Annotated in this window: 25 protein-coding genes; 18 read left to right on the top strand and 7 right to left on the bottom strand. The window is 68.1% G+C overall.

Annotated features, from left to right (window positions below; all coding sequences use genetic code 11):
* Positions 1 to 150 precede the first annotated feature (150 nt).
* The gene (gene epmB / locus AAFF32_RS15955; RefSeq protein WP_342315726.1) at positions 151 to 1,176 is read right to left on the bottom strand and encodes an EF-P beta-lysylation protein EpmB; all 1,026 of its coding nucleotides are present in this window, start codon (positions 1,174 to 1,176) and stop codon (positions 151 to 153) included.
* 131 nt (positions 1,177 to 1,307) lie between these two features.
* Here epmB and efp point away from each other — a divergent pair, with 131 nt between their 5' ends.
* The 7 genes from efp to AAFF32_RS15920 all read left to right on the top strand — a co-directional run bounded on the left by efp (position 1,308) and on the right by AAFF32_RS15920 (position 8,552).
* Positions 1,308 to 1,874, top strand: coding sequence for an elongation factor P (efp, locus tag AAFF32_RS15950; RefSeq protein WP_216962224.1), 567 nt, complete (start codon positions 1,308 to 1,310; stop codon positions 1,872 to 1,874).
* 224 nt (positions 1,875 to 2,098) lie between these two features.
* The gene (locus AAFF32_RS15945) at positions 2,099 to 3,442 is read left to right on the top strand and encodes a TRZ/ATZ family hydrolase (protein WP_342315725.1); all 1,344 of its coding nucleotides are present in this window, start codon (positions 2,099 to 2,101) and stop codon (positions 3,440 to 3,442) included.
* Between the two features lie 58 nt (positions 3,443 to 3,500).
* Positions 3,501 to 4,226, top strand: a complete 726-nt coding sequence (ubiG, locus tag AAFF32_RS15940) for a bifunctional 2-polyprenyl-6-hydroxyphenol methylase/3-demethylubiquinol 3-O-methyltransferase UbiG (protein ID WP_216962218.1) — start codon at positions 3,501 to 3,503, stop codon at positions 4,224 to 4,226.
* Entirely contained in the window at positions 4,226 to 4,912 is a 687-nt protein-coding gene (locus AAFF32_RS15935; protein ID WP_342315724.1) for a phosphoglycolate phosphatase, read from the top strand. Before ubiG ends, AAFF32_RS15935 begins: the two co-directional genes overlap by 1 nt.
* Positions 4,909 to 5,613, top strand: coding sequence for a phytoene/squalene synthase family protein (locus AAFF32_RS15930; protein ID WP_342315723.1), 705 nt, complete (start codon positions 4,909 to 4,911; stop codon positions 5,611 to 5,613). The genes AAFF32_RS15935 and AAFF32_RS15930 overlap by 4 nt, the downstream gene beginning before the upstream one ends.
* A 184-nt stretch (positions 5,614 to 5,797) precedes the next feature.
* Positions 5,798 to 6,730, top strand: coding sequence for a GTP cyclohydrolase FolE2 (gene folE2 / locus AAFF32_RS15925; RefSeq protein ID WP_216962209.1), 933 nt, complete (start codon positions 5,798 to 5,800; stop codon positions 6,728 to 6,730).
* A 109-nt stretch (positions 6,731 to 6,839) separates the two neighbouring features.
* Positions 6,840 to 8,552, top strand: a complete 1,713-nt coding sequence (locus tag AAFF32_RS15920; RefSeq protein ID WP_342315722.1) for a diguanylate cyclase — start codon at positions 6,840 to 6,842, stop codon at positions 8,550 to 8,552.
* A gap of 201 nt (positions 8,553 to 8,753) precedes the next feature.
* Here the strand turns inward: AAFF32_RS15920 and AAFF32_RS15915 are convergent, their stop codons facing one another.
* The 3 genes from AAFF32_RS15915 to yidD all read right to left on the bottom strand — a co-directional run bounded on the left by AAFF32_RS15915 (position 8,754) and on the right by yidD (position 11,220).
* Positions 8,754 to 9,533, bottom strand: a complete 780-nt coding sequence (locus tag AAFF32_RS15915; RefSeq protein WP_342317290.1) for a M23 family metallopeptidase — start codon at positions 9,531 to 9,533, stop codon at positions 8,754 to 8,756.
* Between the two features lie 98 nt (positions 9,534 to 9,631).
* Entirely contained in the window at positions 9,632 to 10,987 is a 1,356-nt protein-coding gene (locus AAFF32_RS15910; RefSeq protein ID WP_342315721.1) for a dihydroorotase, read from the bottom strand.
* On the bottom strand, positions 10,963 to 11,220 hold the full coding sequence (gene yidD, locus AAFF32_RS15905; RefSeq protein ID WP_216962197.1) for a membrane protein insertion efficiency factor YidD: 258 nt from the start codon (positions 11,218 to 11,220) through the stop codon (positions 10,963 to 10,965). The genes AAFF32_RS15910 and yidD overlap by 25 nt, the downstream gene beginning before the upstream one ends.
* Positions 11,221 to 11,485: 265 nt before the next feature.
* Between yidD and dksA the strand changes: the two genes are divergently transcribed.
* The 3 genes from dksA (at position 11,486) to AAFF32_RS15890 (ending at position 13,762) form a co-directional block, all read left to right on the top strand.
* Positions 11,486 to 12,583 (top strand): RNA polymerase-binding protein DksA, encoded by a 1,098-nt coding sequence (gene dksA / locus AAFF32_RS15900; RefSeq protein WP_342315720.1) that lies wholly within the window; start codon positions 11,486 to 11,488, stop codon positions 12,581 to 12,583.
* 148 nt (positions 12,584 to 12,731) lie between these two features.
* Positions 12,732 to 13,190 carry a nucleoside deaminase gene (locus AAFF32_RS15895; protein WP_342315719.1) on the top strand — a complete coding sequence of 153 codons (459 nt, stop codon included), beginning with the start codon at positions 12,732 to 12,734 and terminating at the stop codon, positions 13,188 to 13,190.
* Positions 13,191 to 13,435: 245 nt separating this feature from the next.
* Positions 13,436 to 13,762, top strand: coding sequence for a DUF2314 domain-containing protein (locus AAFF32_RS15890; protein WP_342317289.1), 327 nt, complete (start codon positions 13,436 to 13,438; stop codon positions 13,760 to 13,762).
* Between the two features lie 58 nt (positions 13,763 to 13,820).
* Here the strand turns inward: AAFF32_RS15890 and AAFF32_RS15885 are convergent, their stop codons facing one another.
* The 3 genes from AAFF32_RS15885 to cysS form a co-directional block, all read right to left on the bottom strand.
* A complete protein-coding gene (locus AAFF32_RS15885; RefSeq protein WP_342317288.1) occupies positions 13,821 to 15,041 on the bottom strand; it encodes an MFS transporter in 1,221 nt (406 codons plus the stop codon).
* 61 nt (positions 15,042 to 15,102) lie between these two features.
* The gene (locus tag AAFF32_RS15880) at positions 15,103 to 15,555 is read right to left on the bottom strand and encodes a SufE family protein (RefSeq protein ID WP_342315718.1); all 453 of its coding nucleotides are present in this window, start codon (positions 15,553 to 15,555) and stop codon (positions 15,103 to 15,105) included.
* Positions 15,556 to 15,727: 172 nt separating this feature from the next.
* Positions 15,728 to 17,095, bottom strand: coding sequence for a cysteine--tRNA ligase (cysS, locus tag AAFF32_RS15875; protein WP_342315717.1), 1,368 nt, complete (start codon positions 17,093 to 17,095; stop codon positions 15,728 to 15,730).
* A 226-nt stretch (positions 17,096 to 17,321) separates the two neighbouring features.
* On the opposite strand from cysS, the gene AAFF32_RS15870 reads away from it, so the two are divergent.
* The 8 genes from AAFF32_RS15870 (at position 17,322) to argH (ending at position 25,809) form a co-directional block, all read left to right on the top strand.
* Positions 17,322 to 17,735, top strand: coding sequence for a hypothetical protein (locus tag AAFF32_RS15870; protein ID WP_216964166.1), 414 nt, complete (start codon positions 17,322 to 17,324; stop codon positions 17,733 to 17,735).
* A 279-nt stretch (positions 17,736 to 18,014) separates the two neighbouring features.
* Positions 18,015 to 19,034 (top strand): N-acetylornithine carbamoyltransferase, encoded by a 1,020-nt coding sequence (locus AAFF32_RS15865; protein WP_216962176.1) that lies wholly within the window; start codon positions 18,015 to 18,017, stop codon positions 19,032 to 19,034.
* A gap of 75 nt (positions 19,035 to 19,109) precedes the next feature.
* Positions 19,110 to 20,354 (top strand): argininosuccinate synthase, encoded by a 1,245-nt coding sequence (locus AAFF32_RS15860; protein ID WP_216962174.1) that lies wholly within the window; start codon positions 19,110 to 19,112, stop codon positions 20,352 to 20,354.
* A gap of 7 nt (positions 20,355 to 20,361) precedes the next feature.
* Positions 20,362 to 21,450 carry an acetylornithine deacetylase gene (locus AAFF32_RS15855; RefSeq protein ID WP_216962171.1) on the top strand — a complete coding sequence of 363 codons (1,089 nt, stop codon included), beginning with the start codon at positions 20,362 to 20,364 and terminating at the stop codon, positions 21,448 to 21,450.
* Between the two features lie 159 nt (positions 21,451 to 21,609).
* Positions 21,610 to 22,938: an acetylglutamate kinase gene (locus tag AAFF32_RS15850; RefSeq protein WP_342315716.1), complete on the top strand. Its 1,329-nt coding sequence runs from the start codon at positions 21,610 to 21,612 to the stop codon at positions 22,936 to 22,938.
* Entirely contained in the window at positions 22,935 to 23,555 is a 621-nt protein-coding gene (locus AAFF32_RS15845) for a GNAT family protein (RefSeq protein WP_342315715.1), read from the top strand. Before AAFF32_RS15850 ends, AAFF32_RS15845 begins: the two co-directional genes overlap by 4 nt.
* A complete protein-coding gene (argC, locus tag AAFF32_RS15840) occupies positions 23,552 to 24,520 on the top strand; it encodes an N-acetyl-gamma-glutamyl-phosphate reductase (protein WP_216962162.1) in 969 nt (322 codons plus the stop codon). The genes AAFF32_RS15845 and argC overlap by 4 nt, the downstream gene beginning before the upstream one ends.
* Positions 24,517 to 25,809 (top strand): argininosuccinate lyase, encoded by a 1,293-nt coding sequence (gene argH / locus AAFF32_RS15835; RefSeq protein ID WP_342315714.1) that lies wholly within the window; start codon positions 24,517 to 24,519, stop codon positions 25,807 to 25,809. The genes argC and argH overlap by 4 nt, the downstream gene beginning before the upstream one ends.
* Positions 25,810 to 25,886 lie beyond the last annotated feature (77 nt).

The raw sequence follows: 25,886 nt of genomic DNA, 5'->3' as shown, positions 1-25,886 counted from the left end.
CCCAAGCACGAGTTATGACATGAACAGGATGTTCAGTCCATTCGTGCGCACCGGAAATCCGGGGATATGACGGTTTAGCGACCGCAGCGGCGCGAACTTGAGACCCGCGTCGCGCGCACGATGCCAAATGCGCCGGATTGGCGGTGTCGACTAGAGCGGACGTTTGCCCGGGTCGCTGGCGACCTCGCGCACGAGCTTCGGCACGAGGTAGCCCGACACGCGCGCCGCCAGCTCGCGGTGCAGGGCCAGCGCAGTCGTGTCGGGGACTTCGAAGTGCGCCGCGCCCTGCACGCGGTCGAGCTGGTGCAGGTAGTAGGGCAGCACGCCGGCCGTGTGGCCGCGTTCGCTCAGTGCGGCCAGCGCATCCACCGAATCGTTGACCCCGCGCAGCAGGACGGCCTGGTTGAGCAGCAGCGCGCCGGCGCCGCGCAGGCGTGCCAGGGCCGCGTCCACGGTGGCATCGAACTCGTTGGCGTGGTTGGCGTGCAGGACCACGGTGACCGGCCAGGGCAGGGCGGCGAGCCAGTCCACCAGCGAGTCGTCCACGCGCTCGGGCAGCACGACCGGCAGGCGCGTGTGCACGCGCAGGCGCTTGAGGTGCGGCACGGTGGTCAGCGCGTCGGTCAACTCGGCCAGCTTGGGCGTGGCCAGCGACCACGGATCGCCGCCGGACAGGATCACCTCGTCGATGGTCTCGTCGGCGCGGATCGCCGCCACCGCTTCGCGCCAGCCGGCGGCGGCGGCGGTTTCCTCGGCGTACGGGAAGTGGCGGCGGAAGCAGTAGCGACAGTGGATCGCGCACGAGCCCGTGGCGATCAGCAGGGCGCGCCCGCGGTACTTGCGGATCACGCCGTGGCCGGCCTTGGCCGCGCCGTCGCCCACCGCGTCCAGGCTGAAGCCGGGCATGGGGCGCATCTCGGCGTCCAGCGGCAGGACCTGGCGCAGGAGGGGGTCGCTCGCGTCGCCGCGTCGCATTCGGGCGACGAAGCCATGCGGTACCCGCAGCGGGAACTGGGTGGCGGCCTCGTCCGAGACGCCCAGCGCGGCCGCGTCCAGGCCGAGCATCGACAGCAGTTCACGTGGATCGCGTACGGCATCGCGCCACAGCTGTTGCCAGCGCGGTGCGGGGGCGGCGGACGTGGCGGGGTGCTGGGAAAGGGGGGCAGCAGGTATCATGACGGACCGGTTTTCCTTGCGCCGCGGCCATCCGGCCGGGCACAACAGCCCGACATTCTAGCCTCCCGCCCGCACTCACCGCATTGGGGGCGGCCGGACGACACCTATTCACCTAAGCAGGAGCTCCACTCATGGCCACCCTGGGCATGAACGACGTCAAGAACGGCCAGAAGATCCTGGTCAACAACGACCCGTGCATCATCACCGAGACCGAGTACGTCAAGCCGGGCAAGGGTCAGGCCTTCACCCGCGTGAAGTACCGCAGCATCAAGTCCGGCCGCGTGGTCGAAATGACGATGAAGGCCACCGACAGCGTCGAGCAGGCCGACGTCGTCGACACCGACATGCAGTACCTGTACTCCGACGGTGAGTACTGGCACTTCATGAACCAGGAGTCGTTCGAGCAGGTGCAGGCCGACAAGGCCGGCATGGGCGGCGCCGAGAAGTGGCTCAAGGGCGAGGAAGCCTGCGTGGTCACGCTGTGGAACGGCACCCCGATCGCCGTGCAGCCGCCGAACTTCGTCGAGCTGAAGATCACCGAGACCGACCCGGGCGTCCGTGGCGACACCTCGGGCGGCGGCGGCAAGCCGGCCACGCTGGAAACCGGCGCGGTGGTTCGCGTTCCGCTGTTCGTCGGCCAGGAAGAAATCATCAAGGTCGACACCCGCTCGGGCGAGTACGTCAGCCGAGTGAAGTGATGCATCGGCCCGCTCGCGCTCCGCGCGAGCGGCTTTGCCGATGCGTCATCCCGGCGAAAGCCGGGATCCAGGCTGTCACGCGATCCGAAGGTCATCCCTTCGCCCGCGAGTCCGCTTCCGTAATATCGGAAAGCGATCCTGGAACCATGCGAGCCGCGTCGCGGCTCGCACCCCTCCCCAACCCTCCCCTGCAGGCAGGGGAGGGCGCATAGAAGAGAGGCCGCATGACCCACGACCGCATCCCCGAAGCCTGCGACCTGTTGATCGAAGCCGGATGGGTGGTGCCCGTGGTGCCGCGCGGCGTGGTCCTGGAGGATCACGCCGTCGCCGTGCGCGACGGCGCGATCGTCGCGCTGCTGCCGATCCGCGAGGCGCGTACGCGCTTCACCGCGAAGGAAACCGTCTCGCGTCCCGACGCCGCGCTGATCCCCGGCCTGGTCAATGCGCACACGCACAACCCGATGACGCTGCTGCGCGGCGTCGCCGACGACCTGCCGCTGATGGAGTGGCTGCAGGGCCACATCTGGCCGGTCGAAGGCGCGGTGATGGGCCCGGAGTTCATCGAGGACGGCATCACCCTGGCGATCGCCGAGATGCTCCGCGGCGGCACCACATGCGCCAACGAGAACTACTTCTTCCCCGACGTGCAGGCCGCCGTCTACAAGCAGCACGGCTTCCGCGCGCGCGTCGGCCTGCCGGTGATCGACTTCCCGACCGCGTGGGCGAAGACGAGCGAGGAATACTTCGAGCGCGCCGGCGAAGTGCACGACCAGTGGCGCGACGATCCGCTGGTGGCGACCGCCTTCGCGCCGCATGCGCCGTACACCGTGTCGGACGAGAATTTCGAGCGCATCCGCATGCTCTCGGACCAGCTCGACATCCCGGTGCACCTGCACACGCACGAGACCGCGCACGAAGTGGTCGAGTCGCACGAGAAGCTCGGCCAGCGGCCGCTTGCGCGTCTGGACCGCCTGGGCCTGGTGAACGATCGCCTGATCGCCGTGCACATGACCCAGCTCACCGACGCGGAGATCGCGTTGTGCGCGCAGCGCGGCGTGAGCGTGGTGCATTGCCCGGAATCCAACCTCAAGCTCGCCTCGGGCTTCTGCCCCGTCGGCAAGCTGGTGAAGGCCGGCGTGAACGTCGCCATCGGCACCGACGGCTGCGCCAGCAACAACGACCTGGACATGTTCGGCGAGACGCGCACCGCAGCGCTGCTGGCCAAGGCCGTGGCGGAGGACGCCTCCGCGTTCGACGCCGCCACCGCGCTGCACGCCGCCACGCTCGGCGGCGCGCGCGCGCTGGGCTTCGAGTCGAGCATCGGTTCGATCGAGCCGGGCAAGCAGGCCGACCTGGTCTGCGTCGACCTGGGCCAGTTGGAAACGCAGCCGCTGCACCATGTCGTCTCGCAGCTGATCTACGCCACGGGCCGCCACCAGGTCAGCGATGTATGGATCGCCGGCCGCGCGAAGCTGCGCGAGCGCATGCTCGTCGACATGGACGCGGCCGCGCTCGTCGCCAACGCGCGGCAGTGGCGCGAGCGGGTCGCGGCGATCCGGCTGACCTGACCTTTCGATTCCATCCGTTGCGGCCGTCATCCCCGGATGACGCTTGCGGAGACTTTGCATGACGACTCAATCCTCGACCGACAGCAACTTCAGCCAGTCCGAACTCGACAAGTTCGGCGCGCTCGCGCAGCGCTGGTGGGACCCGGAAGGCCCGCAGAAGGCGCTGCACGCCCTCAATCCCGCGCGACTGGGCTACGTGGCGCAGCGCACGCCATTGCGCGGTGCGCGCGTGCTCGACGTGGGCTGTGGCGCGGGCCTGCTCAGCGAAGCGATGGCGCGCGAGGGCGCCAGCGTCACCGCGCTCGACCTGGCACCGGAACTGGTGAAGGTCGCGCGCCTGCACGGCTTGGAATCGGGTGTGAAGGTCGACTACCGCCTGCAGTCGGTCGAATCGCTCGCCGACGAGATGGCCGGGCAATTCGATGCTGTCACCTGCATGGAAATGCTCGAGCACGTGCCCGATCCCGGCTCGATCATTCGCGCCTGCACGATGCTGCTGCGGCCGGGCGGCAAGCTGTTCCTGTCCACGCTCAACCGCACGCCGGCCGCGTTCGCGCTGGCGATCGTCGGCGCCGAATACGTCGCGCGCCTGCTGCCGCGCGGAACGCACCAGTACCGCGACTTCATCAAACCGCACGAACTGGGCGCCTGGCTGCGTGACGCCGGCCTGTCGCTGGAAGACGTGAGCGGCCTGATGTACGAGCCCTGGCGCAACAGCGCCCGCGTGATCTCGCGCACCGACGTGAACTACCTGGCCTGCGCGGCCAAGCCGGACGTGGCGTGATGGCGGTGGTGGAGGCGGTGAAGTTTCCCAAGGCGGTGCTGTTCGACCTGGACGGCACGCTGCTGGACAGCGCGCCGGACATGGTCGCGGCGATCGACGCGATGCGCGCGCGCCGCAACCAGCCGCCGATGGCGCTGACCGAGCTGCGCCCGCACGTGTCCAAGGGCGGGCGCGCGATGGTCGCGGCGGCCTTCCCCGAGGTTCCGGAGGATGAGCGTCAGCACTGGCTTCCCGAATTCCTGGACAGCTACGAGCAGGCGCTGGGACGTCATAGCGTTCTGTTCGACGGCGTCGACGCGATGCTCGCGGCCCTGGAACAGTCCGGTTGCATCTGGGGCATCGTCACCAACAAGCCCGAATACCTCGCGCGCCAGGTCATCCCCGTGCTGGGCTGGGAAACGCGCTGCGCGGTGCTGATCGGCGGCGACACGCTCAGCGAGCGCAAGCCGCATCCGTTGCCGCTGCTCGTCGCGGCCGAACGCATCGGCGTGGCGCCGGAAGACTGCGTGTATGTCGGCGACGATGAGCGCGATATCGTCGCCGCGCGCGCCGCCGGGATGCCGTCCGTGGTCGCGCTGTGGGGCTATCGCCTCGACGGGGACGATCCGAGCGCCTGGCAGGGCGACGTGATGATCGAAACGCCTTCGGAGCTGCTGCGTCCCGACGCCTGGCCGGTCACCCGATGACGGCACCCGACCGCGACGAGGCGCTCGACAGCTTCCTCGACAAATGGCGCGCGCGCTGGCCGGAGTGGGGCGTGGCGCAGGTCTTCGTGCCGCTGCATCAGCGCGACACGGCACTGGCCTGGGCCGCACTGCTGCAGGAACTGACGGATGCGGCCTGGGGCGGCGATGACGCCCGCCCGGGCGAGGCGAAGCTGGCGTGGTGGATGGAAGAGCTGCAGGGCTGGTCGCGCGGCGTCCGTCGGCATCCGCTGGGCATCGCGCTGCAGAAGCTGCCGGCGCCCTGGCAGGTGCTCGCGGCGGCCGTCCCGTCGTTGCGCGAAACCCGCGAGCGCCCGCGCGATCGCGACGACGCCTTCGCCATGTTGAAGTCGTTCGCGCAGGCCGCGGGCGAGGTCGAGGCGTCGCTGTTCAGCGGGACCGCGGACGGCCTGGCGCTCGTGCAGGCCGGCCTGCTGCATGCACGGCTGGCGCACACCGGCGAGTCGGCCGCCCCGCTGAGCGTGCTGGCCCGGTCCGGCGAGGGCGCGATGGCGCACGCCTGGGGAGACGAACTGTCCAGGCACTGGCCGAACGCCACCGCCACCCGGCCGCGACGCCTGTGGGCCGCGCTGGCCCGCCAGCGTCTGCGTCGCGGTGACGCCGCCACGCCGCTGCCGCCCTGGTCGGCCCTGTGGACCGCCTGGCACGGCGCACGCGGGTAAGGCAGGTCGCTTGCGCGGCATGAGTCCCGTAGCGATCCGCCAGGAATGGCAGCCTCGACTATCGTCCCGATAGGCGCCAGCGCGCGCCGGAACTGACTGTTGCAGCCCCTCCGCCGGCCGCCGCCGGAGCGGCCGCTACAATGGCCCCCGCTGCGCTCCCCGCGCCGACCCCACTTCAAACGCCGTGACCACGACCTCGACCACTCCGCGCCGTCTCCCCGATGTCGCTTTCGACGCCGCCGCCGCGGCGCGACCGCTCGACTGGGTCGGCATGTCCAACATCGCGCTTCCGCTGCGCGTCACAGGTTCCGACGGCGAGACGATCACCGTCGCCGCATCGGTCGACGTCGCGGTGGACCTGAAGGACGCCAACGCGCGTGGCATCCACATGTCGCGCATGTACCTGCAATTGCAGGATGCCTTCGCCAGCGAGACCGTCACGCCGGCCGGCCTGCGCCGCGTGTTGCAGACGCTGGTGGAGAAGCAGGGCGGTATTTCCAGCGCGGCGCGTCTGGTGTTGCGCTACGAACAACTGCTGTTGCGTCGCGCGCTGGCCAGCGCCAATGCGGGCTGGAAGCGCTATCCGGTGGAAATCGAGGCGACGCTGCGCGAGGGGCACCTGCATCTTGCGCTGCGTTTCAGCGTCGAATACTCCAGCACCTGTCCGGCCTCTGCTGCGTTGTCGCGCCAGCTCAACGCCGAGCGCTTCTCCGAAGATTTCGCCGCCGCGCGCCCGCTTTCGACGGCGGTGGTGAGCGAGTGGCTGTCTTCCGAGCGCGGGCTGGCCGCCACGCCGCACGCGCAGCGCAGCCGCGCCGACGTGCGCGTGGAACTGCGCCCGGCCTTCGACGAACTCCCGCTTGCGGCGTTGATCGACTCCCTCGAGGCGGCGCTGGCCACCCCGGTGCAGACGGCCGTGAAGCGCGAGGACGAACAGGCCTTCGCCCGCCTCAACGCCGAGAACCTGATGTTCTGCGAGGACGCCGCCCGCCGGGTGGCGGCCGCGCTGTCGGCCGATCCGAGGATCGAGCGTTTCGACGCACAGGTGGCCCATTTCGAGAGCCTGCACGCCCACGACGCCGTGGCGCGGGTCACGGGGCAGGGCACCTCGGCCTGACCGCCGGCCGGCGTCGGGCCGCCCTTCGTCGGGCGTTTTCGCGACGCAGTTCTCACTACGCTATGCTCCCTGACCTAGCTCGGGGACCAGACGGGTCATGGGGAAACCCTTGCGTCGGTGGTGGCAGGCTGCTTTGGCCGGGTTCGGCATGCTCGTGGCGACGTCCGCGTCGGCGCAGCTGTTCGACATGTCCCGGCTCGACGGCGATCCTGTGCCGGCCCAGGTCGTCTCCGGCGGGCACCAGAGCGAATTCGCCCGCGTCGAAGGCCAGGCCATCCACGAGACCAGCAGCCGTCCGCGCTGGTGGCGGCTGACCGCACGCCAGTCTGTGTCGCCGGCCGAATCGCCGAACCTGGTCCTGCGCTTCCCCTATCTCAACCACGTCGAAGTCTGGCGGCCCGGCGAAGTCCTGCCGGTGCGCCGCGGCCTGGTCGGCAGCGACGCCGATCCCGACTTCTCGACCCGCGCATTGGTGATCCCGCTGCCGCAGGGGCTGGCCACCGGCGAATCGATCTACCTGCGCGTGCAGGCCCTGACCCCGTCGCCGATGGCGGTGGACGTGGAGCCGCTGACGGTGGTGCATCGCCAGGACCTGCGGCACGTCGCCCTGCGCACGTTCGTGCTGGGGACGCTGGTCGTCCTGGCGCTGCTGGCCGTGGGCTTCTGGGTGGGAATCGGCGAACGCAGCTATGCGTATCTGTTCCTGACGCTGGCGTCGCAGGCGCTGTACCTGGCCTGTGTCGGCGGCGAGGTGCGCGCGCTGCCGTGGCTGGCCGACCTGGTCGGCGCGGATCCGCGCGTGGGCCGCATGTTCGGTCTGCTCGGCGTGCTGGCGAGCAACAGCTTCGTCGCGCTCTACCTCAACCTCCCGGAACGCCATCCACGTTTCATGCGCGTGCTGCACGGCTGCAACGCGGTGCTGCTGGTGCTGCTGCTGGCCAACCTGGGCAGCGCGGCGGGTTGGCTGGGGTGGCTGGCGAATGCGGTCTTCCTGGTGTCGGCGGTGACGACCTTCGTCGCCAGCATCGCCGGCGCGTGGAGCCGGCAGCGCGAGGCGTATTTCATGGTGCTGTCGTGGGCGCCGATGATCGCGCTCGTCATGCTGCGCATGGGCGAACTGCTTGGCGGTTGGCGCAATCCGGAGTGGATGGAGTACGCGTTCCCGATCGGCCTGGCGATGGGCGGCCTGGTGCTGACCATCGGCCTGACCGACCACATGCACCAGATGCGCCGCGATCGCGACCACGCCAGCCGACTGGCGACCTACGACGTGCTCACCGGCGCGCTCACGCGTTCGGCGATCAACGAGCGCCTGGAGGCGCTTGCCGACGCCGCGCATCGCGGGCGGCGTCCGCTGTCGGTGGTGTTCTTCGACATCGATTTCTTCAAGCGGATCAACGATGCGCACGGTCACCGCGTCGGCGATCAGACGCTGCGCATTGTCGCGCTGCGCACGCGCAACCGCTTGCGTACCTACGACCTGTTCGGGCGTTACGGCGGCGACGAAGTCCTGGTGGTGCTGCCCGACACGCAGTTGCGCGAGGCGCTGTGCGTGGCCGAGAACCTGCGCGCGGCGGTGAACTGCCGGCCACTGTCGATCGACAACCGTTTGTTCAGCACGACTTTGAGTCTGGGCGTCGCCGAGCTGCACCACGGCGAAAGCGTGGAAAAGCTGCTCGAACGCGCCGATGCCGCGCTGTATGCCAGCAAGGCCGCCGGCCGCGACCGCGTCACCGGCTACACGGCCTCGCGCCTGCGCACCACGGCGGCGACGCCGGTGGCGAACACGGCCAATGCGCATGACACCAGTACGGTGATGTGACGCCCGGGTTGCGGCCAAGCCGCTCGCTTTACCTCCGGTGACGTACCGTCATTCCAGCGAAAGCTGGAATCCATCTTGATCTTGCGCTGCACGCATCAAGCAAACTGGATTCCAGCTTTCGCTGGAATGACGGTGGGCAGAAGGCCGAACTGGCAGGTGAGCGGACGCGCAGACAGATTCCGCACGCCATCTAGCGAGCGTTTACTTCGTCCGCTCCAGCACCAGCAACGGATCCACGCGCACATCGAACCAGTTCATCCCCCAATGCAGATGCGGCCCCGTCGCGCGGCCCGTCGCGCCAACGGCGCCGATCACCTGCCCCTGCGTCACACGATCGCCCACCTTCACGTCGATGCGCGACAGGTGCAGAAAATTCGAGCTCACGCCGTGCCCGTGGTCGAGCAGCAGCGTGCCGCCGGTGAGGTAGAGGTCGGGCCCGACGAACGTCACCACGCCCGCAGCCGGCGCCAGCACCGGCGTGCCCGTCGGCGCGGCGATGTCCATCCCCGAATGCGGTGACTTCGGCACGCCGTTGTAGACGCGCTGGTTGCCGAAGCGGCCGCTGATGCGGCCCTTTACCGGCCAGACGAAGGGCTGCGCGAAGTCCGCGCGATCGTCGTCCCGGTTACGCGCGGCGATGACCTGCGCCTGTTCGCGTTCGATGCGGGCGGCGATCTCCGGCGGCGGCTCGACCGTCTTGGGCGGTACGCCGCGCACATTCTCGATCGGCCAGTCGCGCGGCGTCACGGCGATGCGTGCCGACTGCGTTCGCCCGTCGGAGGTGGTGACGTCCACGCTCACCGGTCCCGCTTCGTCCCGTCCGATGCCGAACACGACCGTGCCGTAGTTCGTCGGCCGCAGCGTGCGCGTTCCGTAACGCACGCTCGCATCCGCCGGCACTTTGCCGAACACCAGCGCGCCCTGCTGCACCGAAGCGGGAAAGACCACGCGCGTATCCACGCTGGCACCGCTCGCGGCCATGGCCGGTGCGATGTTCGCGGCTGCGGCGGCCACGGGCGTGGATGCACAGCCTGCCAGCGCCGTCGCCAACAGCGACAGCGCGATCACGAAGCCACGTCTCATCGATCGAAGGCCAGGCGCTGGCCCTGCGGCTGGCCCACCAGCTGGCGGCCGTCCCACGCGAGCATGCCGTTGACCCAGGTCGAAGCGATGCGGGAACGGAACGTCGTGCCTTCGAACGGCGACCAGCCGCACTTGGACAGCACGTCCTCGCGCTGCACGGTGAACGGCGTGTCGTCGATCAGCACCAGGTCGGCTGCGTAGCCTTCGCGCAGGAAGCCGCGTCCGATCACGTCGAACAGCTGCGCCGGCGCGTGCGCGAACTTCTGCACCACCTGCGCGGTGGTCAGTCGTCCTTCGTGCACCAGTTCGAGCGCGGCGTTCAGTGCGTACTGCACCAGCGGCAGGCCGCTGGGCGCGCCGGTGTACGGCCGCGCCTTTTCTTCCAGCGTGTGCGGCGCGTGGTCGGTGGCGAGCACGTCCAGCACGTCATCGGCCAGCGCCTGGATGATCGCCTCGCGATCGCTGGCGTCCTTGATCGCCGGATTGCACTTGATCAGGTGCCCCAGGCGCGCATAGTCGGCGCGATCGAAGCGCGTGAAGTGGATGCAGGTTTCGGCGGTGATGCGCTTGCGGCTGCCGTCGGCGCGCACCAGCGGGCCACGCTCGAACAACGCCAGTTCGTCGGCGGTGCTGATGTGCAGCACGTGCAGGCGCGAGTCGTGCTTGCGCGCCAGCGACAGCGCCAGCTGCGTGGACTTCATGCATGCCTCGCGCGAACGGATGTCCGGGTGGCACGCGGCCGGGATGTCGTCGCCGTACTTCGCCTTGTAGCGGGCGAGTTCGACGTCGATCATCGGCGTGTCTTCGCAGTGCGTGATGATCGGCGTGGGCGCGTCGCGGAAGATGCCGTCGAGGATCTCCGGGTTGTCCACCAGCATGTTGCCCGTGGAGGCGCCCATGAAGACCTTGATGCCCGGCGCGCTGCGCGGGTCCAGCGACTGGATGGCGGCCAGGTTGTCGTTGCTGGCGCCCATGTAGAAGCCGTAGTTGCCCCAGGCGCGGCCGGCGGCGCGCCGGTACTTGTCCTCCAGCGCCGCCGCGTCGAGCGTGGGCGGGCTGGTGTTGGGCATGTCCATGAACGTGGTCAGGCCGCCGGCGACGGCCGCGGCCGATTCGGTCGCCATGTCCGCTTTGTATTCCATGCCCGGTTCGCGGAAATGCACCTGGTCGTCGATCATGCCCGGCAGCAGGCGACGGCCGGCGGCGTCGATCACCGTTTCGTTGGCGCGCGCCGACAGGCCGCTGCCGATCTGCGCGATCTGGCCGTCCTCGAAGCGCAGGTCGCCGTCGAATTCGCGGCCTTCGTTGACCAGGCGGGCGTTGACGATCAGCGTCGAAGGGGTCGATGGCATGAGTGTTTCCCGGATGAAGGTTCCGGCACGGGATCGATCCCGCCCGGGTGAAGGGGATGGCAACGCAGGATCCGGCGCAACGCAAGCCAGCCGCCCTTGAACGCGCCGAAACGGGCGATGGCCTGCATGGCGTATTCCGAACAGGTCGGGTGGAAGCGGCAGCGCGGACCAAGCAGCGGACTGATCCAGCGCTTGTAGCCGCGCAGCACGACGATGAGGAGACGGTCGATCACGGTTCCTTAATGCGGACAGGCACTTGAATATGCGGTTGCCGCAGGTGCCGGGGCAGGGTATAACAGCGCGCTTTCCCGTCACAAGGCTCCAGTTTCCGGTCGATCCGAACAGGACGGCCGCACTTCGCGGAACCGGCACGATCCTGGCGTCCGAGAAGAGTTCCGGCACTTGCATGCCGTAACGCAAAGTGGGGCATGCTGTGCTGCACACCGCCTTCGGACCTGCCGTCCGGAGGTCCTCAGGGAACAGAAGGACACGTCGCTCGTGGCAGTGAAAAAAACCGCGAAGAAGGCCGCCAAGGCCATCAAGAAGACCGTCAAGCCGGCCGCCAAGAAGGCCGCGTCCAGCAAACCCGCAGCAAAGAAGACCGCGGCGAAGAAGCCGGCCGCCAAGAAGGTGGTCAGCAAGAAGCCCGAAGCCAAGAAGGCGGCCCCAGCCAAAAAGGCGGCACCGGTGAAGAAGCCGGTCGCCAAGAAGGCGGCTGCCACCAAGAAGGCGCCGGCCAAGGCCGCCGCTGCCAAGAAGCCGGTGGTCGCCAAGAAGGCGGCCCCCGCGAGCAAGCCGGTCGCCAAGCAGGCTCCGGCGCCCGTAAAGAAGGCCGCCCCGGTGAAGACCACGCCGGTGAAGGCCGTTTCCCCCAAGGAAGGCAAGCCCACGGCCGCAAAGCCGGAGAGCAAGCCTGTCGTCAAGAAACCCGCAGCCGTATCGGCCCCCGCCACCCCGGCGGCGCAACCGGTCGCCAGCAAGCCAGAAGTTGCCAAGAATCCAGTGACACAGCCCGTATCCAACAAGGCGCCTGCACCCAAGGCGGCGGCCGCCAGCACCCCCGCGACCAAGACCGCTCCGCGCCCGGCCGGCAAGGTGGCCGTGGCCGTCGTCGCCAAGCCGCAGGCCCCCGCGCCGAAAGGCAAGGTCAAAGTCGTGCCGTACTCCACCGATGAAGCCACTGGGCGCCCCATCGTTCCGAAGGGCTACAAGCCCGCGGTCGATGAGGAATACATGAACCCGCTCCAGCTCGAGTACTTCCGCCAGCGCCTGCTTCACTGGCGCGCGGATCTGGTCGAGGAATCCAAGCAGACGATCGAGAACCTCAAGGACGAAGTCCGCGACGTCGGCGACGAGGCCGAGCGCGCCACCCGCGAGACCGAAAACTCGCTGGAGCTGCGCACCCGCGACCGCTACCGCAAGCTGATCAGCAAGATCGACAGCACGCTCAAGCGCGTGGATTCGGGCGACTACGGCTACTGCGTCGACACCGGCGAGGAAATCGGCCTGGAGCGCCTGGAAGCGCGCCTCACCGCCGAGCGCACCATCGACGCGCAGGAGCGTTGGGAACACCTGCAGAAGCAGATGGGCGACTGATCCACGCGATCGGTCCGCTCCACACGGAAAGCCCGGCCTCGCGCCGGGCTTTTTCGTTTCCGTTCGCGGGTTCTCGCCAAGCGCAGTCCATGCGGGCCGTTGGCCGCGGGCGCATGCTTGACGCTGCGATCCAGCAGAGGTACGCGTCATGGCAGAACCCGTCGACTTCATGCGCGAGGCCATCGCCCTTGCACGCGCCAACATCGCCGCCGGTGGGCGTCCGTTCGGCGCGGTCGTGGTGCGCGACGGCGAAGTTCTCGCGCGAGCCGTCAATCGCATCCACGAGACGAACGATCCGTCCGCGCACGCGGAGCTGCTCGCCATTCGCGAGGCTGCGCAAGGCCTGGGCACGCCGCGCCTGGACGGTGCCGTGGTGTATGCAAGCGGTCACCCGTGTCCGATGTGCCTGGCGTTGATGCACCTGTGCGGTGTGACGCGCGCGTACTATGCGTATTCGAACGAGGACGGCGAGCCGTTCGGTCTGTCGACGGCCACCGTGTACGGGCAGATGGCGCTGCCGCCGTCGCAACAGGCGCTGCATGTGCAAGCGCTACGCCCGGAACGCGAGGGCGGCCTGTACGAGGCGTGGCGCGACGCGCATGGCTGATTCACGGTGGTGCGTTTTCCCTGCAAAGCAAGCCCGCCTAATCAGTACGAACAATGACCATGATCTGCGCATTCCTGTCACGATGTCCGAAGTATGCCTTCGTGCTGATGGCGGCAATCCTGGTGTCCGCTTGCGATTCCGGGGACGTTTCAGTTCCCGCATCCCATCAGAAATGGGGTGTTGCAGAAGACGATCACCAGTGGCATCAAGCCGCCGCGGACGCCAATCGGTCGTACCCATAGTTTATCGAGCGACTTCGGAAACCAGACGGAGCCACGGGTTTTTCCGTGAAAGTTCTGCTGACAGTCAGGGGGAAGAAGGAGTATCTCTGGCTGAATCCTGTTCGGCTGGATGGCGCGGGCTTGCGCGGTACGATCAACAATCGGCCGGTGGCATTGGCAAGCTCAATGTATGGGCAGAGTATCGAGATCCGCTCTGATGATGTGGTGGATTGGATGTATCAAGTCGGCGGCAAGACCATAGGGGCTCGCACAGCCTGCGCCAGCCTGGCGAAGGTCGATCCGGAAGCTCGGCGTGCGTACATTTCCAAGTACGGCCTGCAATGCGAGTAGCCACAAGCCGTGAGTCGCCAGTGAGCGCTCACGATGTCAGCCCCAGCGCCATCGTCGGCTAGTGCAAATCGCGCAAATCGAGCCGGCGCAGCTTCGGCGCCAACTTCGCCGTCACGCCCACCACCGCCAGCGTCATGCAGCCGCCGAAGATCACCGACGGCACCAGGCCCAGCAGTTTCGCCGCGACGCCGGACTCGAACGCGCCCAGCTCGTTCGACGAGCCGATGAAGATGCCGTTGATCGACGACACGCGTCCGCGCATGTGGTCGGGCGTGGCCAGCTGCAGGATCGTCGAACGCAGCACCACCGACACGCCGTCGCACATGCCCGAGAACATCAGCATCAACGCCGACAGCCACAGGTGGCGCGACAGGGCAAAGCCGATGATGCACAACCCGAAGCCCGCCACTGCGACCAGCAGGATGCGCCCCGCGTTGCGTTGCAGCGGCCGTCGCGCGAGGTAGATGCCCATCAGCACGGCGCCGACGGCGGGCGAGGCGCGCAGCAGGCCCAGGGCTTCGGGGCCGTAATGCAGGATTTCGCTGATGAAGGCCGGCAGCAGCGCGACCGCGCCGCCGAACAGCACGGAAAACATGTCCAGCGCCTGCGCGCCCAGCACGACTTGCGCGCTGAAGACGAAACGCAGGCCCTCGCCGATGCTTTTGAACACCGGCGCACGCTCGGCCGGCATCGGCGGTTCGGTCACGCGCAGCGAGATCACCGCGATCGCCGCCGCGGCCGCGAAGGCCGCCGCCACCAGGTAAGCGGACGTCTTGCCGCCCCACGCCACCAGCAGACCGCCGGCGGCGGGGCCGAGCACCAGGCCGGTCTGCATCACCACGCTGCTCACGCCGGCACCGCGCGCGAACTGCTCGCGCTTGAGCACGCGCGCGAACAGCGACATGTACACCGGCGCCAGGAACGCGCGCACCACGCCATTGACCGCGATCGCCGCGTAGATCGTCAGCGTGCCGAACCAGGACGTGCCCGCCGGCAGCACGCCGCCGGCCACGCCGGCCAGCGTCAGCGTCGTCAGCAGCAACCCCAGGCACGCCGCCATGCCGAGCTTGCGTCGCGGCAGGTGGTCCACGGCGTAGCCGGCGAACAGCGCGAAGCAGAAATACGGGATGACTTCCGCCAGGCCGATCAGGCCGAGCGCGAAGGCGTCGCGGGTGAGCTCATAGACGTGCCAGCCCACCGTCACCGCGACGATCTGGTAGGACAGCATCGCCAGCAGGCGATACGTCAGCAGGCCGGTGAAACCGCGATTGCGCAGCAGCTCGCCGACGCCCGTCGTGGCGGGCGGTTCGGCCTGGGTGGCTTCGCTCACCGGCGCGGGCTCACAGCGCCTGGCGCGCGCGTTCGCGGATGAATGCCAGCAGTGCGGCCAGGCCGTTGCTGCGCGTGGGCGAGAGGTGCTTGGCCAGGCCGATCTCGGCGATGTAGTCGGCGTCGGTGTCCACGATCTCCTGCGCACTGCGTCCGGAGTAGACGCGCAGGGCGAGGTAGATCAGGCCCGAGACGATGGCCGAATCGCTGATGGCGTGGAAATCCAGGCGATCGCGGTCGCCGTCGGCGACGATCCACACCATCGACTGGCAGCCGTGCAGGCGGTGTTCCTCGCTCTTCCACTCCGCCGGCAGGTCCGGCAGCTTCCGACCGAGGTCGATCAGGTACTGGTAGCGCTCGGACCAGTCGCCGAAGAAGGCGAACTCCTCGCGGATCGCTTCCTGCGCCTCGCGCGGGCTGGCTTCGGTCGGAAACGGGCTGGTGGGGGCGGCGATGGCGTTCATTGCGGTGTGATTTTACGCGCGCTGCGGCAACGGCCGGTGAGGTGCAGGCTTGCGGGACTTGGCTATTGGGCTGGGCGCGACGGCGCCGAGCTCGCCGCGATGCGGCTTCGCGACCCCTCCCCAACCCTCCCCTGCAAGCAGGGGAGGGAGCAGGGCGCTGGGAGGGCGAGCGCTACGCCCGCTTCCAGCGCACGCCCTGGGGCGTGTCTTCCAGCAGGATGCCCTCGGCCGCGAGCTGGTCGCGGATCGCATCGGCGCGAGCGAAGTCGCGCGCCTTCTTCGCCGCGACGCGCTCGTCGATCAGCGCCTGGATGCGCCCGTCGTCGTCGTTGCTCGCACCACGTGCGAACCACGCCGCCGGATCCTGCTGCAGCAGGCCGAGCGCCAGGCCGGCGCCGAGCAGCTCGCCCTTGAGGCGCTGCTTGTCTTCCATCGACTCGGCCTTGCGCGCCTCACCGGCGATGCGGGCGATCTCGGCCAGCACCTGCGGCGTGTTGAGGTCGTCGTCCAGCATGGCCTCGACGGCGGCCGGGATCGCCGCATCGGCCGGCACGTCGGCCAGGTCGCGCAGCGTGCCGTAAAGGCGGTCCAGCGTGCGGATGCTCTGCTCGATCAGCGCGTCCGACCACTCCAGCGGCTGGCGGTAATGCGCCGAGAGCAGGGCCAGGCGCAGGGCCTCGGGCGGGTACTCGCGCACCAGGTCGTGCACGCGCTGGATGTTGCCCACCGACTTGGCCATCTTGGCGCCGCCGAAGTTCAGCATGCCGTTGTGCAGCCAGAAGCGGGCGAAGGGCTTGCCGCCGTGGGCGCACTCGCTCTGCGCGATCTCGTTCTCGTGGTGCGGGAACTGCAGGTCCACGCCGCCGGCGTGGATGTCGATGGTTTCGCCCAGGTGGGCGGCGGCCATCGCCGAGCATTCGATGTGCCAGCCCGGGCGGCCGCGGCCCCAGGGCGAATCCCAGCCGGGGAGGTCGTCGGTGGAGGGCTTCCAGAGCACGAAGTCGCCCGCATCGCGCTTGTACGGCGCCACGTCGATGCGCGCGCCGGCGATCAGTTCCTCGGTGTCGCGACGGGACAATTTGCCGTAGTCGGCGAAACTTCCGACCGAAAACAGCGCGTGGCCCTCGGCCGCATAGGCATGGCCGGAGGCGATCAGGCGCTGGATCATCTCGATGATCTGGCCGATGTGGGCGGTGGCTTCCGGCTCGAGGTCCGGCGCCTTCACGCCCAGCGCCGCCATGTCTTCGCGGTAGGCGGTGGCGAAGCGAGTGGTGATCTGCGTGATCGGCACGCCCTGTTCGCGGGCGGCGTTGTTGATCTTGTCGTCGACGTCGGTGATGTTGCGGGCATAGGCCAGTGCGCCGTAACGTCGGCGCAGCAGCTCGGCCAGCACGCCGAAGACCACCGGTCCGCGGGCATTGCCGATGTGCACGAAGTTGTAGACCGTGGGCCCGCAGACATACATGGTCGGGCGGGCGGGATCGAGTGGCACGAACGGCTCGACCCGTCGCGTCAGGCTGTTGAAGAGGTGCAGGCTCATGGAGTTACCGCCGGAAGTGCCGGCCATTCTAGCGGCAGTGCCGTCCGCTGCGGTCCGACCGGTCCGGGCGGAGCCGGGACGGAAAGCTAAAGGCGGGGTTCAGACCACGCCCGTCGTATCCGCTTACAATTTCTGAACATTTTCCGACCCTGCGAGAGTGATGGCCCGTCGAGTCCCGTTCCCGTCCGCCTTGTCCCGGTCCTTTGCCGGGTTCGTCGCGGCGGTCCTGTGGGCCGGCTCGGCGCAGGCGCAGCAGCAGCCGGCGACGCAGAACACGGTCATCCAGGCGGAGAACGTCCGCTTCGACTACGCCCAGGTCCTGCGCGTGACGCCGGTCTACCAGACCCTGCGCGCCAGCTCGGTCGAAGAGAAGTGCGAGAGCGAGGACAAGGGCGATTCGCGCCTGTCGCGGGTGGTCGGCGCCGTCAAGGAAGCCCTGACGCGCGAGGAGAAGGAAAAACAGGCCGCCGAGTGTCGGCCCGTGTCCGTCGACCGCGAGTTCCGCCGACCCATCGCCTACGACGTGGACTACACCTACAAGGGCGCCAAGTACCGCTCGCGCCTGCCCGAAGACCCCGGAAATCGCCTGCGTATCCGCGTTTCCGTGACGCCGGTCGTGCAGCCGCCGCGCAGCCGCTGACGCAGCGCGTCGATCCCTGACTTGCACCCGCGCCGGGTGCATGCGAGCATTCGCACCCTCGATGAACGCCCACTACGCCGACGCCGACGTGCTGACCTCTGCCTACATGGCGGCGGGGATGACCTCGCGCGCGCGCCGACCGTACCCCTGCCAATCCGCTGGGTAACGGTCACTACGCGCTTTCGCAACAGGCGAAGTGACACACGAAAAGCCCAGCCTACGCGCTGGGCTTTTTTGCTTTTCGGCCCAGCGAACCACCTTCCCACCGGAACGCAGTCGATGACCCACAAGCATTTCCTCAATACCCAGGACTGGTCGCGCGCCGACCTCGACGCACTGCTCGTGCAGGCCGCGCAGTTCAAGCGCAGCAAGCTCGGCGACCAGCTCAAGGGCAAGTCGATCGCGCTGGTCTTCTTCAATCCGTCCATGCGCACGCGCACCAGCTTCGAGCTGGGCGCGTTCCAGATGGGCGGCCACGCCGTCGTGCTGCAGCCGGGCAAGGACGCATGGCCGATCGAGTTCAACCTCGGCACCGTGATGGACGGCGACACCGAAGAACACATCGCCGAAGTGGCGCGCGTGCTCGGCCGCTACGTCGACCTCATCGGCGTGCGCGCGTTCCCGAAGTTCGTCGACTGGCAGTACGACCGCCAGGACATCGTGCTCAACAGCTTCGCCAAGTACTCGCCGGTGCCGGTGATCAACATGGAGACGATCACCCACCCGTGCCAGGAGCTGGCGCACATCCTCGCGCTGCAGGAGCACTTCGGCACCAGCGACCTGCGCGGCAAGAAGTACGTGCTGACCTGGACCTACCACCCCAAGCCGCTCAACACCGCGGTGGCGAATTCGGCGCTGACCATCGCCACGCGCATGGGCATGGACGTGACGCTGCTGTGCCCGACGCCGCAGTACATCCTCGATGAGCGCTACATCGGCTGGGCCGAGCAGAACGTCGCCGAGAGCGGCGGTTCGTTCGCCGTCAGCCACGACATCGAAAGCGCGTACCGCGGCGCGGATGTCGTCTACGCCAAGAGTTGGGGCGCGCTGCCGTTCTTCGGAAACTGGGAGCCGGAAAAGCCCATTCGCGAGCAGTACAAGCACTTCATCGTCGACGAAGCCAAGATGGCGCTGACCAACAACGGCGTCTTCAGCCACTGCCTGCCGCTGCGCCGCAACGTGAAGGCGACCGACGCGGTGATGGACTCGCCGCAGTGCATCGCCATCGACGAAGCCGAGAACCGCCTGCATGTGCAGAAGGCCATCATGGCCGCGCTGGTGCGCGGCCGGGATTCGTGATTCGGGATTGGGGATTCGCAAGAGCGAACACCGTCCACCTCTTTCCACTTTGAACTCCTTTCCAGAGATCCCCCAATGTCCCAGCAAAGCGCTTCCACGAATCCCGAATCCCGAATCCCGAATCCCGGCTCCAAGGACATCGTCCTCGCCTTCTCCGGCGGCCTCGACACCAGCTTCTGCGTCCCGTACCTGAAGGAGCGCGGCTGGAACGTCCACACCGTGTTCGCCGACACCGGCGGCGTCGATGCCGAGGAGCGCGCCTTCATCGAAGCGCGTGCCGCCGAACTCGGCGTCGCTTCGCACGTCACGGTCGATGGCGGACCGGCGATCTGGGACGGCTTCGTCAAGCCGTTCGTGTGGGCGGGCGAGGGTTACCAGTCGCAGTACCCGCTGCTGGTGTCCGACCGTTACCTCATCGTCGATGCCGCGCTCAAGCGCTGCGACGAACTGGGCACGAAGGCCATCGCGCACGGCTGCACCGGCATGGGCAACGACCAGGTGCGCTTCGACCTGGCGGTGAAGGCGCTGGGCGATTACGAGATCGTGGCGCCGATCCGCGAGATCCAGAAGGAACACACCGAAGTCCGCGCCTACGAGCAGAAGTACCTGGAAGACCGCGGCTTCGGCGTGCGCGCCAAGCAGAAGGCGTACACGATCAACGAGAACCTGCTCGGCCTGACCATGTCCGGCGGCGAGATCGACCGTTGGCAGGCGCCCGGCGAAGGTGCCGTGGGCTGGTGCAAGCCGCGCGCCGAATGGCCGACGCAGCCGCTGCGCGTGAAGATCGGCTTCGTCAACGGCGAAGCGGTGACGCTCGATGGCCAGAAGATCGAAGGCCACACGATGCTGGCCAAGCTCAATGGCCTGTTCGGCCAGTACGGCGTGGGTCGCGGTCTCTACACCGGCGACACGACGATCGGCCTGAAGGGCCGCATCATCTTCGAAGCCCCGGGCCTGACCGCGCTGCTCGCCGCGCACCGCGCGCTGGAAGAAGCCGTGCTGAGCAAGCAGCAGAACCGCTTCAAGCCCGACGTCGCGCGCAAGTGGGTGGAGCTGGTGTACGAAGGCTTCTTCCACGATCCGCTCAAGACCGACCTGGAAGCGTTCCTGCAGTCGAGCCAGTCCACCGTCAACGGCGAAGTCACGCTGGAGACGAATGGCGGCACGGTCACGGCGGTCGCCATCGAGTCGAAGCACATCCTCAACGCCAAGGGCGCGACCTACGCGCAGGCGGCCGACTGGGGCGTGGCCGAGGCCGAAGGCTTCATCAAGCTGTTCGGCATGAGCAGCACGCTGTGGGCCGAGGTCAACCGGAAGTAACCCGGACATGCTCGCCAAGACCCTCAAGCATCTCGAAGCGCTGGTGTCGTACGACACCCGCAATCCGCCGCGCGACATCGGCACGGGCGGCATCTTCGACTACCTGCGCTCGCAGCTCGACGGCTTCCGCATCGACGTCATCGACCATGGCGACGGTGCGGTGTCGATGCTCGCCGTGCGCGGCAACCCGACTCGTCTGTTCAACGTGCACCTGGACACCGTGCCGTCGTCCGAAGCGTGGAGCGCCGATCCGCACGTGCTGCGCGTCACCGCCGATCGCGCGATCGGCCTGGGCGCGTGCGATATCAAGGGCGCCGCCGCCGGCCTGCTCACCGCCGCATCGGTGACGCAGGGCGATGCCGCGTTCCTGTTCTCCACCGACGAGGAGGCCAACGATGCGCGCTGCATCGCGGCCTTCCTCGCCAGCGGGCACGCGTTCCGGGATGTGATCGTCGCCGAACCGACGATGTGCGAAGCCGTGCTCGCGCACCGCGGCATCAGCTCGGTGCTGATGAAGTTCCGCGGCATCGCCGGCCATGCCTCGGGTGCGAATGCGATGCACGCCAGCGCACTGCACCAGGCGATCCGCTGGGGCGGGCATGCGCTGGACTATGTCGAAAGCCAGGCGCACCAGCGTTTCGGCGGGCTGACCGGCCTGCGCTTCAACATCGGCCGCGTCGAAGGCGGCATCAAGGCGAACATGATTGCGCCCAGCGCCGAGCTGCGTTTCGGTTTCCGCCCGCTGCCGTCGATGTCCATCGACGCGCTGCACGAGCGCTTCGGCACGCTGGTCGAGGCCGGCGCGGTGGAGCGTTACGAGGAAACCTTCCGCGGGCCGTCGCTGCCGTCGGGCGATATCGCCGATGCGGAAAACCGCCGCCTCGAAGCCCGCGATCTTGCCGACGCGCTGGGCCTGCCGATCGGCAACGCGGTGGATTTCTGGACGGAGGCGTCGTTGTTCTCCGCGGCCGGCATGACCGCGATGGTGTACGGCCCGGGCGATATCGCCCAGGCGCACACCGCCGACGAATGGGTCGCGCTGGAGCAACTGAACCGCTACACCGAATCGGTAACCCGCATCCTCGAAACTGCCTGATCTCCGCACAACCGTAAGCCAGCTGTTGGAGCCCCCTTGAGTCAAGGGGGCGGCCTCGCCGAAGGCGAGGCGGGGATATGGCACTAGACCCTGAGGGGGCCGCGAGGCGGCCTCCGCCGGCCCGAAGCAGATGCAACAACGCACTTCTTACGCTCAAAGATGAACGACACTCGCGACATCCAAACCCGCCAGACCATCGTGCGCCTGCTTTCGAGCATGGCCAGCGCAAAGGAAATCTCGCAGTACCTCAAGCGCTTTTCGCAGCTGGACGCCAAGCGCTTCGCCGTGGTCAAGGTCGGCGGCGCGGTGCTGCGCGATGATCTGGAAGCACTGACGTCCTCGCTCGCGTTTCTGCAGGACGTCGGCCTGACGCCCATCGTTATCCACGGCGCCGGCCCGCAGCTGGACGAGGAGCTTTCCGCTGCCGGCATCGTCAAGCAGACCGTCAACGGCCTGCGCGTGACTTCGCCGGAAGCGCTCGCCATCGTGCGCCGCGTGTTCCAGTCGCAGAACCTCAAGCTGGTCGAAGCGTTGCAGGCGTTCGATGCGCGTGCCACCTCGATCGTGTCCGGCGTGTTCGAAGCCGATTACCTCGACCGCGACACCTACGGGCTCGTCGGCGAAGTGAAGCGCGTCAACCTCGCGCCGATCGAGGCCAGCCTGCGCGCGGGCTCGATCCCGGTGATCGCAAGCCTGGGCGAAACCGCCGGCGGCCAGATCCTCAACGTCAACGCCGACTTCGCCGCCAATGAGCTGGTGCAGAAGCTGCAGCCGTACAAGATCGTCTTCCTGACCGGCACCGGCGGCCTGCTCGACGACAACGGCCGCGTGATCGATTCGATCAACCTGTCGACCGAGTACGACCACCTCATGTCGCAGCCGTGGATCAACGGCGGCATGCGCGTGAAGATCGAGCAGATCAAGGACCTGCTCGACAAGCTGCCGCTGACGTCTTCGGTGTCCATCACCAAGCCATCGGAGCTGGCGAAGGAGCTGTTCACGCACAAGGGCTCCGGCACGCTGGTGCGCCGCGGCGAGCGCGTTCTGCAGGTGATGCAGTGGAACGAGCTGGACCTGGAGCGTCTGCGCGGGCTGATCGAATCCGCCTTCGGCCGCCGCCTGCTGCCGGACTACTTCGAGTGCACGACGCTGCATCGCGCCTACGTCAGCGAGAACTACCGCGCCGCCGTGATCCTCACGGCCGAGGACGCCGGAACGTACCTCGACAAGTTCGCCGTGCTCGACGAAGCGCAGGGTGAAGGCCTCGGACGCGCCGTCTGGCAGGTGATGCGCGAGCAGAATCCGCGCCTGTTCTGGCGTTCGCGCCATGGCAATCCGGTCAATCCGTTCTACTACGCCGAGTCCGACGGCTGCCTCAAGCAGGAGAAGTGGAAGGTCTTCTGGTACGGCATGGACGGCTTCGGCGAAATCGCACGTTGCGTGGAGCACTGCGCGACGCGCGTTCCCACACTGGCGGACCCGACATGAGCGACGTAGCGTTCCTCGACCCGGTGGTCCTGGAAGGCCGCCACGTGCGCCTGGAACCGATGGAGGCCGCGCATGCGCCCGAACTCGCCCAGGCCGCGCGCGACGGCGAGCTGTGGACGTTGTGGTTCACCAGCGTTCCGTCGCCCGACAGCATCGACGCCCATGTCGCGACGATGCTCGAACGCCGGCACAAGGGCACCTTCCTGCCGTTCGTCGTGCGCCTGCGCGAGACCGGCGAGGTCGTCGGCCAGACCACGTTCTGCAACGTCGACCACGAGCACCGTCGTGTCGAGATCGGCTACACCTGGTACTCGCGGCGCGTGCAGCGCACGGCGGTGAACACCGAAGCCAAACGATTGCTGCTGGGCCACGCGTTCGAAGCCTGGAAGTGCATCGCGGTGGAGTTCCGCACCAACTGGTTCAACGAGCGCTCGCGTGCCGCCATCGCGCGCCTGGGCGCCAAGCAGGACGGTGTGCTGCGCAACCACATGCGCATGCCCGACGGTTCCTTCCGCGACACCGTGGTGTTCTCCATCATCGAATCCGAATGGCCGGCCGTGAAGCGCAATCTCGAGCACCGGCTGCAGCAGCACGAACAAGGGAGTGAGCTGACGTGAAGAAGACCGTTGGCATCGTCGGCGCGCGCGGCTACGTCGGCGCCGAACTCATCCGGCTGATCGCCGGCCATCCGAACTTCGAATTGTCGTTCGTGTCCTCGCGGGAACTCGTCGGCCAGCGCGTGGCCGACCATTTCGAAGGCGTGGCCGGAATCGATCCGGAACTTCGCTACACCGCGCCGGCGCACGAGGAATTGCCGGGGCTGGGCGCGGACGCGGTGGTGCTCGCGCTGCCCAACGGCAAGGCGGCGGCCTGCGTGGCGGCGTTCGACGCGGCGGGGATGGACCCGGTGATCGTCGATCTGTCGGCCGATTATCGTTTCGACGACGGCTGGTACTACGGCCTGCCGGAACTCACCCGCGCGAAGTACGACGGCCAGCGCCGCATCAGCAACCCGGGCTGCTACGCGACCGCGATGCAGCTGGCGGTGGCGCCGATGCTCGATGCGCTGTCCGGGCCGGTGCAGTGCTTCGGCGTGTCCGGCTATTCCGGCGCCGGCACGTCGCCGTCGGACAAGAACGATCCGGACAAGCTGCGCGACAACCTCATGCCCTACGCGCTGACCAATCACGTCCATGAGCGCGAGGTCACGCGCCAGCTTGGGCACGAAGTGCAATTCCTGCCGCACGTCGCGCCGCATTTCCGTGGTTTGACGATCACCGCCAACCTGCCGCTGTCGCGCGTGTTCGAACGCGACGAGGTGATGGCGCGTTATCGCGAACGCTACGCGGGCGAGCCGATGGTGGAGGTGCTGGACGAGGCGCCGTGGGTGAGCCGCATCGCCGGCCGCCATCACGTCGAGCTGGGCGGTTTCACGCTCGCGCCGGACGGCAAGCGGCTGGTCGTGGTCGCCACCGAGGACAACCTCCTCAAGGGCGCGGCGACGCAGGCGTTGCAGAACCTCAACCTGGCCTTCGGGCTGGACGAACGCGCGGGCATTCCCGCGATGGAGCAGGCGGCATGAGCGGATTGTTGTGGCAGAAGCCGGGCGTGAAGGTGGATGCGCGCATCCAGCATTTCCTCGCCGGCGACGACGTGATCCTCGACCGCGAGTTCTTCATGTTCGACATCGAGGCCAGCCGCGCGCACGCGCAGGGACTGCAGCAGATCGGCATCCTCACGGCCGGGGAACTCGCCGGCCTGGAGCATGAGCTGAGCGTGCTCGCCGCCGATTTCAGCGCCGGTGCGTTCGTGCTGGACGATCAGTACGAGGACGGCCATTCCGCGATCGAAGCGCGCCTGGTCGAACGCCTCGGCGATGCCGGCAAGAAGATCCACACCGGCCGCAGCCGCAACGATCAGATCCTCGTCGCCACGCGCCTGTGGCTCAAGGACCGCCTCGCGCGCCTGTACGCCACCTGCCGCGAGAGCGCCGAGGTCGCGCTCGCCCGCGCCGAGGCCGAGCAGTCGATCGCGCTCCCCGGTTACACGCATCTGCAGCGCGCCGTCGTGTCCTCGCTGGGCATGTGGTGGGCCGCGTGGGCGGAAGGTTTCATCGACGATGCGCAGCGCGCCGCGCAGACGTTGGCCTGGGTGGATGCGAACCCGCTTGGCAGCGCTGCCGGCTACGGCGTGAACCTGCCGCTGGCGCGCGACCACACCACGCAGGCGCTTGGCTTCGGCCGGCTGCAGGTGTCCGCCGCCTACGCGCAGCTGTCGCGCGGCAAGTTCGAGATGGCGGCGATCGAGGCGTTGTCCTCCGCGCTGCTCGACCTGCGCCGACTGGCCTGGGACCTGAGCCTGTTCACCAGCGCGGAGTTCGGTTTCGTCGCACTGCCCGCGCAATACACCACGGGCAGCTCGATCATGCCCAACAAGCGCAACCCGGACGTGATCGAACTCATGCGCGCCAGCTACTCCGCCGCCGCCTCCGCGCGCACGGAGATCGAACAGCTGCTCTCGCTGCCCTCGGGCTATCACCGCGATCTTCAGTTCTCCAAGGGCGCGATCTTCCACGCCTTCGGCCGTGGCCTGGATGCGCTGGAGCTGCTCCCGGACCTGCTGCGCAACCTGGAGTGGAAGACCGAGCGCATGCGTGAAGCGCTGGATCCGTCGATGTACGCCACCGACCTGGCCGTCGACATGGCGCGCCAGGGCCTGCCGTTCCGCGAGGCCTACCGCCAGGCGGCGGACCCGGCACGCTGGGCGCAGGGCGATCCGGAGGCCAGCCTGAAGGCGCGCGTCTCGCCGGGTGCGTCGGCGGATCTGCGCCTGGACGCGTTGAAGTCGCGCCTGTCCGCGTTGGCCTTGTAACCTCCGGCACAGGCCACGCGCGGGGGTGCGGGCTTCAATGCAGTCGCAGTTCCGGCATCTCACGGTTCCAACCATGA

It is taken from the genome of Lysobacter sp. FW306-1B-D06B, from assembly GCF_038446665.1.
GTDB lineage: Bacteria > Pseudomonadota > Gammaproteobacteria > Xanthomonadales > Xanthomonadaceae > Lysobacter_J.
The sequence above is the reverse complement of the archived record's forward strand: the minus strand, read 5'-3'. Positions and strand labels throughout refer to the sequence as shown.

Coding starts and splice junctions, on each gene's coding strand:
- AAFF32_RS15910 (WP_342315721.1), bottom strand. CDS start 10,987: ATGCCATCGACCCCTTCGACGCTGATCGTCAACGCCCGCCTGGTCAAC.
- AAFF32_RS15915 (WP_342317290.1), bottom strand. CDS start 9,533: ATGGCCGCGAGCGGTGCCAGCGTGGATACGCGCGTGGTCTTTCCCGCT.
- epmB (WP_342315726.1), bottom strand. CDS start 1,176: ATGATACCTGCTGCCCCCCTTTCCCAGCACCCCGCCACGTCCGCCGCC.
- AAFF32_RS15880 (WP_342315718.1), bottom strand. CDS start 15,555: ATGAACGCCATCGCCGCCCCCACCAGCCCGTTTCCGACCGAAGCCAGC.
- ubiG (WP_216962218.1), top strand. CDS start 3,501: ATGACGACTCAATCCTCGACCGACAGCAACTTCAGCCAGTCCGAACTC.
- efp (WP_216962224.1), top strand. CDS start 1,308: ATGGCCACCCTGGGCATGAACGACGTCAAGAACGGCCAGAAGATCCTG.
- AAFF32_RS15860 (WP_216962174.1), top strand. CDS start 19,110: ATGTCCCAGCAAAGCGCTTCCACGAATCCCGAATCCCGAATCCCGAAT.
- AAFF32_RS15935 (WP_342315724.1), top strand. CDS start 4,226: ATGGCGGTGGTGGAGGCGGTGAAGTTTCCCAAGGCGGTGCTGTTCGAC.
- argH (WP_342315714.1), top strand. CDS start 24,517: ATGAGCGGATTGTTGTGGCAGAAGCCGGGCGTGAAGGTGGATGCGCGC.
- AAFF32_RS15865 (WP_216962176.1), top strand. CDS start 18,015: ATGACCCACAAGCATTTCCTCAATACCCAGGACTGGTCGCGCGCCGAC.
- AAFF32_RS15855 (WP_216962171.1), top strand. CDS start 20,362: ATGCTCGCCAAGACCCTCAAGCATCTCGAAGCGCTGGTGTCGTACGAC.
- cysS (WP_342315717.1), bottom strand. CDS start 17,095: ATGAGCCTGCACCTCTTCAACAGCCTGACGCGACGGGTCGAGCCGTTC.
- AAFF32_RS15850 (WP_342315716.1), top strand. CDS start 21,610: ATGAACGACACTCGCGACATCCAAACCCGCCAGACCATCGTGCGCCTG.
- AAFF32_RS15845 (WP_342315715.1), top strand. CDS start 22,935: ATGAGCGACGTAGCGTTCCTCGACCCGGTGGTCCTGGAAGGCCGCCAC.
- AAFF32_RS15930 (WP_342315723.1), top strand. CDS start 4,909: ATGACGGCACCCGACCGCGACGAGGCGCTCGACAGCTTCCTCGACAAA.
- AAFF32_RS15945 (WP_342315725.1), top strand. CDS start 2,099: ATGACCCACGACCGCATCCCCGAAGCCTGCGACCTGTTGATCGAAGCC.
- AAFF32_RS15895 (WP_342315719.1), top strand. CDS start 12,732: ATGGCAGAACCCGTCGACTTCATGCGCGAGGCCATCGCCCTTGCACGC.